The 13,247-nt window shown below is 35.7% G+C and carries 11 protein-coding genes; 2 read left to right on the top strand and 9 right to left on the bottom strand.

Features of this window, described 5'->3' with window-relative positions; all coding sequences use genetic code 11:
- From M902_RS05800 to hemC, 4 genes are read right to left on the bottom strand one after another with little or no spacing between them, the layout of a single operon-like run.
- The gene (locus M902_RS05800) at positions 1 to 699 is read right to left on the bottom strand and encodes a response regulator transcription factor (protein WP_021266950.1); all 699 of its coding nucleotides are present in this window, start codon (positions 697 to 699) and stop codon (positions 1 to 3) included.
- Positions 692 to 1,606: a sensor histidine kinase KdpD gene (locus M902_RS05795; RefSeq protein ID WP_021266886.1), complete on the bottom strand. Its 915-nt coding sequence runs from the start codon at positions 1,604 to 1,606 to the stop codon at positions 692 to 694. The genes M902_RS05800 and M902_RS05795 overlap by 8 nt, the downstream gene beginning before the upstream one ends.
- A complete protein-coding gene (locus tag M902_RS05790) occupies positions 1,597 to 2,868 on the bottom strand; it encodes a glutamate-1-semialdehyde 2,1-aminomutase (protein ID WP_021266938.1) in 1,272 nt (423 codons plus the stop codon). The genes M902_RS05795 and M902_RS05790 overlap by 10 nt, the downstream gene beginning before the upstream one ends.
- Positions 2,869 to 2,892: 24 nt before the next feature.
- Positions 2,893 to 4,422: a hydroxymethylbilane synthase gene (hemC, locus tag M902_RS15790; RefSeq protein WP_021267092.1), complete on the bottom strand. Its 1,530-nt coding sequence runs from the start codon at positions 4,420 to 4,422 to the stop codon at positions 2,893 to 2,895.
- Positions 4,423 to 4,645: 223 nt separating this feature from the next.
- On the opposite strand from hemC, the gene M902_RS05780 reads away from it, so the two are divergent.
- Entirely contained in the window at positions 4,646 to 5,977 is a 1,332-nt protein-coding gene (locus M902_RS05780) for a S8 family peptidase (RefSeq protein ID WP_021266561.1), read from the top strand.
- A 46-nt stretch (positions 5,978 to 6,023) separates the two neighbouring features.
- Here the strand turns inward: M902_RS05780 and M902_RS05775 are convergent, their stop codons facing one another.
- The 5 genes from M902_RS05775 to M902_RS05755 form a co-directional block, all read right to left on the bottom strand.
- Positions 6,024 to 7,007, bottom strand: a complete 984-nt coding sequence (locus tag M902_RS05775) for a hypothetical protein (RefSeq protein WP_021266627.1) — start codon at positions 7,005 to 7,007, stop codon at positions 6,024 to 6,026.
- A gap of 1 nt (position 7,008) precedes the next feature.
- Complete coding sequence (locus M902_RS05770; protein WP_021266771.1) at positions 7,009 to 7,836, bottom strand: HlyD family efflux transporter periplasmic adaptor subunit; 828 nt, start codon at positions 7,834 to 7,836, stop codon at positions 7,009 to 7,011.
- An 11-nt stretch (positions 7,837 to 7,847) separates the two neighbouring features.
- Positions 7,848 to 9,971, bottom strand: a complete 2,124-nt coding sequence (locus M902_RS05765; RefSeq protein WP_021266869.1) for an ATP-binding cassette domain-containing protein — start codon at positions 9,969 to 9,971, stop codon at positions 7,848 to 7,850.
- 8 nt (positions 9,972 to 9,979) lie between these two features.
- The gene (locus M902_RS05760) at positions 9,980 to 11,626 is read right to left on the bottom strand and encodes an ABC transporter transmembrane domain-containing protein (RefSeq protein ID WP_021266739.1); all 1,647 of its coding nucleotides are present in this window, start codon (positions 11,624 to 11,626) and stop codon (positions 9,980 to 9,982) included.
- Positions 11,627 to 11,697: 71 nt separating this feature from the next.
- The gene (locus tag M902_RS05755) at positions 11,698 to 12,594 is read right to left on the bottom strand and encodes a glutamyl-tRNAGlu reductase (RefSeq protein ID WP_021267014.1); all 897 of its coding nucleotides are present in this window, start codon (positions 12,592 to 12,594) and stop codon (positions 11,698 to 11,700) included.
- Positions 12,595 to 12,894: 300 nt separating this feature from the next.
- On the opposite strand from M902_RS05755, the gene M902_RS05750 reads away from it, so the two are divergent.
- Positions 12,895 to 13,218, top strand: a complete 324-nt coding sequence (locus M902_RS05750) for a hypothetical protein (RefSeq protein WP_021266952.1) — start codon at positions 12,895 to 12,897, stop codon at positions 13,216 to 13,218.
- Positions 13,219 to 13,247: the final 29 nt, after the last annotated feature.

Here is a 13,247-nt window from a genome sequence, read left to right as displayed (position 1 = left end):
TTATTCCTTTATAATAAGCTTGTAGCCAATCCCACGAACACTTTGAATCTCTAGTGAATTCTTAGAGTCGCTCTCGGCCCATTTTCTAAGTTTAACAATATAGTTATCTACAGTACGTTGTGATGGGAATTTATCCTCACCCCATACTTCATCAATAATAAAATCTCTTTCTACTGCTTCATTCTTTTTCTTTAATAAGATTTCTAAAATGGCACACTCTTTTTGCGTCAAATTTAGAATCTTACCGTCACCATCTTGAACCTCAAAACGCTTTGGCCATATCTTGAGGTCACCAATTAAAATTTCTTCATCTAGTGAGTCAATATTTGTCTTAAAGCTTAAGAGTCGATCAAGTCTTATTGTTAGCTCCTTAAGTGCAAAGGGCTTTGTAATATAGTCTTCACCGCCTGCTTCAAAGCCTTCAACTTTTGTTTGTGGGTCATTTAGGGCAGATAAGAAAAGCAGAATAAAGTCTTTTCTAATTTTTCGAAAGTCTTTTGCTAAATCGATTCCATTACCATCAGGAAGCCCAATATCCATTAAAATGATATTAGGCTTAAATTCTTCAAAATAGTAACGAGCATCTTTAACATTCTTTGCTAATCGGCACTCATGGCCAATATCTCCTAAGTATTCACTTAGCGTATCTCCAAGATTGTTATCATCTTCAACGACAAGAATTTTCCCAAAATTACTCATCTTTTCCTCCATCGCTTTGTTCAGATATTGGTAGCTGAATATCGAAGATAAGTCCTTTGTCTAAAGTGATATTAAATTGTCCTTTCATTGTTTCAATAAGCTTCTTAGATAGGTAGAGACCTATTCCTGAACCTTTCGTCGATTGATGCTTATAGAAGAGCTTTCCAAGCTTTTTGACATCGCCACTGAAGTTGCCACGGTCATGATATCTGATATGAACGGTTTCGCTTTTTGTGCTAATGTGAATCTCCACCTCATTTGAATCGGTATGGGAGATCGTATTTTCTAAAAGATTTTTAAAAATAATGCTTAGGGCAAACTCATCTGCTTGTAGGCTTATATTTTCGGCGTCTTTATTTATCGTAACCTGAAGCTTTTCTTGGTAGCCACCTTGAATAATTTTTTCAAGGAAGTGATTAATTTCTATATCTGTCGAGTTTAAATTCCCACCGCGCTCAATTCGAGAAAGCTGCAGGATTTTATCCATTTGGTTTTCAAGGCGAATCGTGTCGTCAATGAGGCGAGTCGTAAGTCTCTGTAGTCTTTGATTAGAGTCTTTTTCAACTTCATCTTTAATCACTTCTGATTGAAGCTTGATACTTGCAAGTGGGGTCTTAAGTTCATGAGTAAGACCGGCAAAGAAAGCTGCAATTGAGCGATTTTTTCTCTGATCTCTAATAAAGAGGAGAGTGTGAGAACTCACTAGAATGAGTATAAGAACTAAGAATGTAATTCCTTCCCATTTAATAAGTGAGCCAATATCTGGGCCTTCTGTACTATTAAGTTTTGCCAAGCGATCACTCATTTTAAAAATTAAAAAGAGCCACCACAGGCCAAAGAGCCCGATTAATCCCGTTGTTATCGTCGAGATCAGAAAGAATGGAGAAGAAGATTTCTTTAGTTCCAAAGTCTGTTCTCTAAATCCTTAGCAACTTCTTCATTATGTGCAAGTGAACCAAATCCAACTTCATATGCATTTGGTGATAGATAGATTCCCTTTTCAAGTAGTAATTCAAATAATGGAACAAAGTCATCACCAATATTACCTGGTATATTTCCAACAGACTTAATCTTGTCTCCAGGAACAATCCAGAATAGAGAAGAGTGGTGAATTATATTGTAGTTTGAAAACTGGCCATCATTATACTCTGCAAGCCACTTTTTAAAGATATTCACAATTCTAAGAGTGTTATTTTCGAGTTCTTTGTAGCTTTCTTTTGTCATCTGTTTAAGTGTTTCAAGTCCACCAACCATCGCAAGTGGGTTTGCACTTAGAGTACCAGCTTGATAAACACCACCAACTGGAGCAAGATGTTCCATAATTTCTTTCTTCGCGGCAATTGCACCAACTGGAAGACCGCCTCCAATTACCTTACCGTAAGTTACGATATCTGGTGTGATTCCTGTAAGCTCTGCCATACCACCAAATGCAACACGGAAACCAGATATAACTTCGTCAAAGATTAAAAGAGCATCATTTGCTTTTGTGATTTCTCTTAAGCCTTCAAGGAATGCTTGATCTTGAATAAGAAGACCATTATTGGCCGGCAGTGGCTCGATGATAATTGCTGCAATTTCACCTTTGTGATCTTCAAAACACTTCTTCACACCTTCAAGATCTTCAAGCTCAAGGATAAGCGTGTCATCAGCTACTCCTTTAGGTACTCCAAGTGAAGAAGATTCAGCTGCTCCTGCAAGACCTGAGCCTGCTTTAATTAACATGGCATCAACGTGTCCGTGGTAACAACCATTGAACTTGATAATTTTATTCTTACCTGTCACACCACGAGCAAGACGAAGAGCTGTCATAACTGCTTCTGTTCCCGAGTTAACAAATCTAATTTGATCAACATGTGAAAGACGAGAAAGTAAATACTCTGCTAAATCTACTGAGTATGGTTCACATGCTCCGTAGCTCCAACCACGGCCTAGGGCCTCTGTTAGTTTTTCTTTTACAGTATCATTTTGGTGACCAAGAACAAGTGGCCCAAAGCTCATACAAAAGTCGATATAATCTTTACCTTCAATGTCTGTAAAGTAAGCACCATTAGCACTTTGGAAGAACTTGGGAGTTGAGGTCATACCTTTGAATGAACGAACAGGAGAGTGAACTCCACCTGGAACCATTTTCTTACTCTTTTCAAAAATTTCTGTGTGCATACTACTCATATATATTCCTTTAATTTTGTTATCTTATTTTTTAAGCCAGACTTTAAATTCTTCCATACTGGCAAATGGACGTACTGTGATATCTTCTTTCGAAAGTTGCTCAAATGTCTTTCCTAGGCCACATGCATGAAATTTATCTTTAAGCTCTGGTAAGCGCTCAACGTAAGTTTTGTACTGAGAGTAGCTTGTCCAAAAGAATACATCGCACTGTCTAAGTTCATCGAAGAAGTTTTCACGTACTTCATTGTCGCTCTTTTCGTATGATTCAAATACTTGGCCATAGTCAGAGTAAGAGTCTTTATGAGTTAAAATTGTTAGCTCTTCTTTTGGCCCATTCATTACTTCAATGGCCTTTGAATCGCGAATTTTATCTAGTACATCTTCACCAAGTCCGTCACATGATCCATGAACCCACTGACCGTTTTGTGCCAAGAGCTTCCAAGTAGAAGTACCAGCTGTGTAAACAGATTTTCCGTGGTTCTTTAGAAGACTTACACCATAGCGAGCAGAAAGAAGAATATCGTTATTTGGCACGCGCGCATTCTTTAGTGCTTCTTTGTGAATTAACTCACAATAAATATACTCTTGTTCTCTGTGCTCTGCATGTGGCAGACCAATAAAGGCCTTCGCTTTTGAATCAGGTGATGGAAAGCTTCCTTCAAGGTGTCTTTCATAGATGACCTTGTCGTCAACTTTTCCTTTGTGAGTATGAATATAATAGTCGCCCTTCTTCGTTACATTGATACCAACTGCTAGGTGGCAACCTCCTCCGTAGCTTGCAAATGCTTTACGCTCACGGCTTACTTCACTTACAGTGTCTTTATCTTGAAGTTTTTGAAGCTTTTCTTCTAGCGCCCCATTGTCATCACGATTCTCTAGGCATTCGATTCCAAGAGCTCCTTGAGAAGCTGCTGCTGGAAATTGGCTATGAGGAAGAACTGCATAAGTCATCCCTGCCAGTAATACCTCTAATTCTTTTCTTGAACTCTCTGTGATGGCAAGTCTTTCAATACCTGGCATAGCAAGAACAATGGCATCGTAATTATCTTCTCTAAGTTTTTGAATACGAGAATTTACGTTTCCACGAAGCATTTTTGTCGATACCTTTACGTTATCTCCGTAAGGAAGAAATTCAGAAAGAGAACTTTCAATATTTACAATTCGACGCGGAGAAGATGTTCCAACAACAAACTCTGTCAGTTCTTTGGCCATAAGCTTACTAACAGTTTCTTCTTTTATTAGAAGTATATCGTAAGCGTATGCTCTTTTAGAGATTGCTGCTAACTTAATTCCTTCTGGCCTATCACTTCCTAGGTCTTTGTATGAATGGACAACTAAGTCGATTTCTCCCTGAAGCAGGGCCGCATCTAATTCTTTTGTAAAAAAATCTTTTCCCTCAAGTTGCCAAAGTGGCTTATCAACAATCTGGTCACCTTGAGTTTTAATTACTTTTAATTCAAACTCGTCACCAGTCAGTTCTTCGAGTTGATCCTTTACTTGATTACACTGAGTCAGGGCCAATAGAGAGCCACGTGTTCCGATGATGTATTTCAAAATAAATCCTTGTTTATGGTGTGAACGTAAAATACCTTAGATAACTTACTTTTTTGTCATGAAATTGTCATTAAAACCAAGTATGCGCGACGAGTCTATTGTTTGATTTTTAATCGAAGTGGTCCCATCTCCGAGTGAAAATGTAAGAAAAAGACATTTTCTATATTGATTTTTTATGGATACACTCAAGTCATTGAAATTTTATTAGCAAAAGGAATTGCAAATGAATCGATCGATCTTAATAGGGACAGTCCTAATTTTATTAGGTTTCTTCCTAAATATCACAGCTAAGGCATCGTCTCTTAGCATCAATCCAAAACGTATAATTGTAAAGTTAAAGAATGGTAAAGAAATACCATCGATAAATGGAATAAAAAAGTCAGTACATTTTTTTGAAACTACTTATGTTCTTTATACAAATGGCGATGAATCCCTTCTTAATAAATTAAGGTCTCACCAAGATATTCAAGATGCTCAGTTTGATACATTTTCAAAACGAGGGCCGCTACCTACACCTATAGAAGCGATTGAATCAGAGACAACTGAGGAAGGTGATGAAGTTATCGGCTCCGTATTAAATGATCCTAAATTAGCAAAGCTATGGGCCTTCAAAGATGCAAGTAAGCATGGAATGAGTGTAAGCAGAGTCTATGAAGAAATGGGAGGAGCGCAGTCAAGTGAGCCGATCATTGTTGCTGTCGTCGATACTGGGGTTGATTACAACCATGAAGACTTAAAAGATGTTATGTGGACAAACGTAAATGAAATTCCAGGCAATGGAATTGATGATGATGGGAATGGTTATATCGACGATATTCATGGTATCAATACTCTAGAACGTGACAGTGATGGAAATGCGACAGGGGATATGATGGATGGCCATTCGCATGGAACTCATGTTTCTGGAACAATTGCGGCAACTCAGAATAATGGAGTTGGTATTGCTGGTGTTGCTTCCAATGTTCGTATTATGGGACTTCGCTCAGTTCCGAGCTATGGTGATGAGACAGATGTTGATATCGCTGAAAGCTTTCTCTATGCTGCAAGAAATGGAGCAAAAGTAATTAACTGCTCTTTTGGTAAGTCTCATAATGAAGGCGGAATGTTAGTAAAAGAGACAATCGATTATATTGCTAAAACTTATAACACTCTGGTTGTTGTGAGTGCAGGTAATAGTTCTCAGAATATTGATACAAAGTTAACTTATCCTGCCTCTTATGACAGTGAGGGGATGTTAGTTGTCGCTTCTTCAACTCGTTATGGACGCTTTTCTTATTTTTCAAATTACGGTTTTGTAAACGTTGATGTTGCAGCACCTGGTTCTTCTATTTATTCAACTACTCCAGGGAACCGTTATGGAAATATGTCAGGGACTTCCATGGCCTCTCCTAATGTAACAGGAGTTGCTGCTGAAGTTCTTTCAAGGCATTCTTATTTAACGGCCATTGAATTAAAAAATGTATTAATGAATAGTGTGACAACAAAGTCCTCAATGGATGGTGATATTCTAACAGGTGGAGTTGTCGATCTATACTCTGCTTTAGAAAGCCTTTAATTTATATAGGCCCTAGTGTAGGGCCTTCTCATCTTTCGCTTTGATCCTAATGCCATAGTTTAAATTTTTCTTGATGTGGAATGTTGATTTCAACAATATTGCCAGGGCCAATATATTTTAATTCTATTCCTTTCGTACTATTGGCAGTTACAATACCTTTTTGAGTCTCCTTAATCGAATTACTTAGATTAGGCTTTAAATATTTTTTAAAATTAAAACCATCCCCACCATCTATAACGGAAATACGATATGTGTCCTCTAGCTTTTCATAAGTTACGATGACAGCTTCTTTATTTCGATCGCAAAGTATATCGAGGTAATTATCATAGTCGCCATTATTCTTTACTTTCTGTCGCTTTTTTTTATCAATCTTTAACTGGCCATGCTCTAACGAGTTTAAAATGATTTCAAAGAAGGCCCTTTCTTGTGTAATAGTAGCATTTGTAAATAACTTCAGAGTACGGGCACAACTTGCAACATCGACCAATGTTCTAAGATGCATTTGTGCATTAGTGACGATGTCCAGGCCACTATTGTGGTCAATAGAGTAATTAATAATTGAGTTTATTTTTGATTGAAGTTTTATTTTTGAATTTGCTAGTTGCTTGATAAGAGGAAAACTTTGAAGATCGATAAAGTCATTTAAGTCATTCTCGAGATAATGTGATTTTCGCTTTTCTGTAATTTCTTGTGCTAACACAATAATGGGAATATTTGAGAAACGTGGATACTTTCTTAAAGTTGAAAAAAAAGAAAGATCTTTACTTAAGTCAGAATCATAAAAGAGAATAAGCTCTATGTCATTTTTCTTAACATTTGCAAAAACTTGCATAATCATAGAGATACTTTCTCGTTGAACAATGTCGTATGTATCATTAAGGACTAGAGAGAGTCGATCAGTAATGCTTTCGTTATTACTAATAATAAGAACTTTAGACTTTTTTGACTGATCGCCACGTTCTTTTGGCCCTTTAGTAGTACTTGCTTCACTTGTAAGTTCTTGAACCGCTTGTTGTAATCTTTTAAACATATCATCTCTCCGTTAATGCGTAACTTAGTGAAGTATCAATTGGCTTGAGTAGGTAATTTAGGATACTTCTTTTAGATATTTGTATAGCTGCATGAACTTGCATTCCTGGTAGGATTAAATTGCTTTCCTGATTATGTCCAAGGTAGTTTTTAGAAAGTAGGACCTTGGCCTGATAATAACTTAATCCGTTTTTTGTATAAAAAATATTTGGGGAAATCGACTCTATCCGCCCCGAAATAATTTGATTACGATGTGTTTGATGAGAAGTGACTTTTATCTTAACTGTCATACCTTCTTGTATGAAGCTGAGGTCTTTTGGTGTGAATTTTACCGTAGCTATTGGGGAATCACTTATCGGATAGATTTTTACAATATTCCTATCTTTACTTACATTAGTTCCAATTGCTTTGTAGTCGACCTCATTTACAATTCCAGTTATGGGAGAGCGAATCAAGAGAATCTCTTTTGTGACTGAGTTTGTACCCTTATTCTTTCGTTCATCAACAAGGGTGTAGAGTAAATCACCTGCCTTAACATATTGCCCAGTCATAACTTCGAGAGAGTCTAGAACTCCTGGTTTATTGTGCTTAATGAAGTGTATTGTAGCTGTCGTTTCAATTTCTCCATTGGCCTGAACGATTTCGTTAACTGTTGAGAAAGAAGACCATACAAAAAATGCGACTATTGCAAATAATGAGAGTAGGATAATTGACTTTGACACATATGGTATTCTTGCTTCTTCTAAGAGAAGGTCTTGCCCTATGTAGTCTGTTTGCTTAGCATAATCAATACTGCTGCTAAACGAGAATCTATTTCTTTTACTTTTCATTATTTTGTTCCTTAGATGAGTGCGTTCTCTTCTAGATATTTAAAAATCTTGTCCTTGGTACCGGAAGAGAACTCTTTGTTAGGGGCCATGTAAATTATATTATCTGCTTCTTTTAATATTTCTTTATGTTCACTACAAAAGACTACTGTAAAGTTTTTCTTAGATAGATTTAAAAACTTTTTGAGTAGTTTGAACTGTTTGTTGATTATGCTCGTCGGAATATCTTCTATGAGAACGACTTTTGCCTGGGTGCAAAATGGAATTGCTAAGACAATTGATGAGTATAATTCGTTTGAGATCTTTAGCCTTGTTGCACCACTTAGAGGGGTATCAATTGTTAGTCCGCTATCCTCAAGAAGTTCTCCAATTCCAAAGAATCCTAAATGTATCATGATATCATCACGTGTGATTAGAGGGTTGATACATTTGATATTTTCGTAAATGCTCATATCTTTTAATAATGACTTCTTTAAGTTAAGAGTTAGGATTTGCTGTCTAAGATAGAGTGTGTCGAATTGTCTGTGATCAATTCCCCCTATAAGAATAGATCCAGACTGGGGGAGGTAGGTTTTATTGAGTAGTTTTATAAAGGCTCTTTTCCCTGAGTTTGCACTTCCATGAATGCCATAAACCTGATTTGGCTTTATGTTAATATTAATACTGCTAAAAACAATTTCTAATGTATCTGGGTACTGAAAAGAAACTGATTTAAAATCTATTTCAAAGTCTCTAGTATATAGCTCCTTACTTGAACGATATGTTCTCTCCTCACTATCTTTGCAAAATAGCTTATGTAATTTTCTAAATGAAAATGATATTGAATCTAGTTTCTGTATTGAATTAGGTAGCTGTTGTGCTGTTGTGAGTATACTCCACATTAAAACCAGAACAGCAATAAAGTTAGCGATAGCTAATTCTTGATTCCAGACAAGTAACAAGCCAATTATTGTCGATGCCAAGACAATCGTAACTGTGATGACTTTAGAGAAGAACTCTGTTCGATAAGCATTCATCTTATATTGTTGTTCCTTAAAGTAAGACATTGAGCTAAGGGATGATAAGCGTTTCGAAAATATTGGAAATAAGTTCTCCAAGTAAATCTCTTCAGAGCCTCTTTTAAGTTCATTGACTAGGTTGTTCTTGTTTTCATGCAATTGATCATAAGTCTCTTTCTTTATTCTTATCTTTTTAAGATTAGAGTAATAAAGAAAAGTTACCATTGGTGCGAGAAAAGCCAGAGGAATGGCCATTTCCCATGACAAGAAAAAAATAGGGAAAATGAGTAGAGTGTTAAAGATTGTGTCAATCAGCTTTAGGTTATTTTCAGATGTAAGGAAGTTGACAGCATCTTTAATATCCTCAAAACGGTTAACATGGAAATCAACTTCTTCAATCTCTCTTTGATGATCTGACATTGTCGATGATTTTTCTAGAATTGCGGTTTCGAGAATGTAGTCAATTCGATTTGTACACCAGTTGATAATATTTGACCTGATACCACGTGCAAAATAACTAATCACTTGTAGTAGGATTATGCCAGTAGTCGCAGGGATAAGGAGTTCTGATGGCCTATCTCCAGTGATCACTTTGTAAGTAATAAGAGCATAAATGGCAAAGGCCAGTGTGTTTAGTGTATTGATTAAAGATAGAATGATTAATTTCGAAAATGCTTTGTTAAACCTTCTTTTAATCGCTCTTGTCCAAGAAGAGAATTTCATACTAGTATTTCTTAATATCTTTTCATTTCTAAACTCTACTTCATTAAACTCTCTAATAAAGAGAGCGTACTTAATAGGGAAGCGATCAACTTCAATTTGTCTTTTAAGATCATGGTCATTTATGAGATAAAACTGTTCTTCCCTTTTATCGTGAGTAAGTATTAAATGATCGTTCTTAGAGCAGAAGTTTTCAATATCGATATTTGATATTAATAAACAAGGAAGAGCGTCTACTTCAATATTCTTTAGCTGTAGCTCTATTCTTCTAGTTTCAAGGCCAATTGTTGCTAATGCGTTTATTAAGTCGACTTCTTTCATATGTCGATAGGACATTAATATTTCATTAACATCTTCACTATAATCATCATGGTATTTTAGCTCCATGAAGTTATGAAAGATCATTTTTATATTTGACATATATCTCCTCAGGCCAAGTAAGTATCAATCTCTCCGATACGATTATTCAGTAGATCACGGTTGCATAGTTTTAATAGATTTCTATCTTTTGTGTTTACGAAAATTATTCGGGACTCTCGAATACTTGCTATATAATTGAAGATGTAAATGTAGCTTTCACGATCAACACCCGCTTCAAATTCGTTTAGAATGATGACTTCAGGGTCAAGTGAAAGTTGTCTGGTAATGTATATAAGAGATTTTACTTCATCAGAAATATTATCCTCTTTTTCAGAAGTAAGCTTTGTATCTAATCCATTAGGTAACTTTTTTATGATTTCTCCTAGTCCTAAAGTATCGATATAGCTTTGGGCCTTTTTCTCACTAACAAACCCGAATGAAGTAATATTATCTCTTATTGTTCCATTCCATATGTTTGGCCTGGCATTGATTATTGCAATATTTTTATAAAGACTTAACTCGTCAATATCTGATAGTTTTAAATTATCAATATAAACTTTGTTTGCAATGGACTTAAGGTTTGGAGCAAATAGAAACTCTTTTGTGTCTTTATCTTGATCCTTTAAAGAGACAGTATCTCCCTTCATGAAAGGGATCTCATGTTTCCTTCCTCTAATGTAGATTGGGATTACCATTGAGTAGATCTTATCGATATTTTCCTTTTCTTTTTCTTGAGATTTCCCTCTTGGGTAAACTAGAGTATCCGTCATGACTTTTACTTCATGAATTTTTCTCAGGACCTTAAAAAACTTTTCTGTTGGAGCTATACAACGGTTTGCCAAAATTAGAGATGCTGCAAGGGAACCAATACTCATTAGGCCGTTAATTACTAAATACGCTCCTGTCGCTAGGATTGTGACGGAGGTGAGTTGTAATATTAGTTGATTCAAATTGAATTGAAAGAATGCGTAGCGAGCAAGTAAAAAATTATTCTTAGTTACCGCTGCTTGATTCTTTTTAAAACGATTATTAAATAGGTTAATCCGACCAAATTTTCTTAGGAGTGTGAGGTTATCTAAAATTTTATATAGTAGATTGTTTTGTTCGATATCTGTTATATGTTTAAGCTGAATGATTCGTGTCATTTTGCTTACTGTATAAAAAGAAACTATCATATAGATTGAAAACGCCAGAAAAGGAATGAAGGCCATTAATGGATTGAGGTAGAAGAGAAAACCAAAGTAAAGAGATATAAATGGTAGCTCTAATAACGAAACAAAGCCTTTTCCTGTAAAAAAGTCCTTATTTCTTTGTATTTCCTTTAGTGAGTATTGAAATACCCCAACATCGTAAAAGTCTGTGTCGGTAATGATTTTCTTAATTAGCTCTTGTGATTTTTTATTTTCAAATCGAGCGGATGCAAAGGTTACAAAATAGTAACGTAAGTATTTTAGTGCTGATTCGAACAGGATGAATAGTGTAAGCCCAAAGATAAGTACTATGGCGCTACCTGTATTATGGCCTGGAATGATACGATCAAAGAGCTGCATTAGAACAGTTGGAAGTGCCAGAGATGTTATACTAATGACAAGAGTCAACGTTAATAAAACTCTTAAAGAAATAAGATCATTACTAAAGATTTTTGAATTTTCACTAATCCATTTTAGTGTCGTGGATGGAGTATGATCGATACTGCTTGTGCTCTTAATTTCCATGACGTCTCCTACAGTAGTTTACTGTAGAGGACTGATCGACTAAGTTAAGGGGGCTTGTGAGTTAATTAAAACTAAAGATTTACGCGAACATTTGCCAGATGTCTTGCTCTCTTTTCAACAAGATTCTCAATGGCCAATTTTGCTTGATCTAGTTTCTCAATTTTTTCTTCGTCTAACATTTTACCGTGGTTAAGAATATCTCCTAAGCGGTAAACACCTTGTTTCTTGTCAAATTGTGTATCAATAACAGAAGGTGAGCCAAGGTCGACAAAGATTGAGTTACTAGGGCAGTGACCAGCAAAGAACTCTTCAGCAAAGATCTTGCCTGAACATCCAATAGTGTTCACATAGCTATTGAATTTAAAGTACTCACCATAATTCTTCCATTCAATAGCAGTTATATTGATATTGGGAAAATCATTGATGATTTCTTGTACTTTCTGTGGGTTTCTTGCACTAATGTAAACATTGTATTTTTTCATTAAGTGCTTAATTGAATCTCTTGCGAGTTGTCCTGATCCTAAGATTAGGACATCACCAGAGTCATACTTGGACTGAATGATTCTTCTTGTAATTCCAGCATAAGATTGTTGTCCAATCTTAATGAGGTGTTCTTTTCTTACTTCTTTAGCATCTTTAAATAGTTTTTCTAAGACCCTAAGGATAAGTGAAGAACGAATATCTTCTTTAAGATAATTTGAAAAAGCTTCTTTAAACTGAGCAACGATTTCACTCTCACCCTTAAGCTTACTTTGTAGGCCGCAAATTGTTTCTAGTAGAAAGTGATATGCTTTTTTGCCAAAGTAGTATGTACCTAATTGAATGTCTTCTTGAGAGAATTCCGATGTCGTTAAGATAATCGTTCTTTGACATGTAATGAGAACAAACGCACCTGGCATTTTTAGTAGGTGAGTTGGTATATTTTCACTCTTCGTTTGAATGTTTAATAGGTGTATTTTTTGTAACAAAAAATCGTCCTTGCACTGTGTCGTCTATGGTCCCTGTGACTAAGATTACCGAAATCGATACTTAAAAGTGTCATGGAATTGTAGACCCTGTTTTTCTTTATCCGTCTTTATAATTTCTATGTGATATTGATCTAATTTGTATTGTCTGAGCGTATTAGTCAACATCTTCTTCCATAATATTACTATCTTATATATCTGGATTGAGTACCAATAGAAAATCTATATGGCGTCATTAATACTTGTTCAAAGATGCCTAAAATCCTTTTCACAGCTACAATTCTCTGCTAGTTTGTGGCTATCATGAGCACAATTTCTAAAAATGCAAACGAAGTCGATAAGAAAAAAACAGAGCAGAAAACTGCCCTTAGATCCTTTTTAGAGAAGCTTAAGCGCCCTTTCTTGGCCTTTGATCGTAAGGTTGATGGAGCTATCTCGTTCTTTATTGCTCACTATGGTAAAACAAAATTTATGGTGGCCATGTCTAAGAAGATTCAATATTTAGGTATTGAAGGACTTTGGAATAAGGGCCCAAAAGCTTTTATTTATTTTTTCCTATTTTACTTAATCCGAGATACAATACTCTATATTATTATCCCTATTTGGCTGGCCAAGGCCACTTCGTAAATCACATAAGGATTTGTATCTAATAAGTC

The organism is Bacteriovorax sp. BAL6_X (genome assembly GCF_000443995.1).
Classification (GTDB): Bacteria; Bdellovibrionota; Bacteriovoracia; order Bacteriovoracales; family Bacteriovoracaceae; genus Halobacteriovorax_A.
The sequence above is the reverse complement of the archived record's forward strand: the minus strand, read 5'-3'. Positions and strand labels throughout refer to the sequence as shown.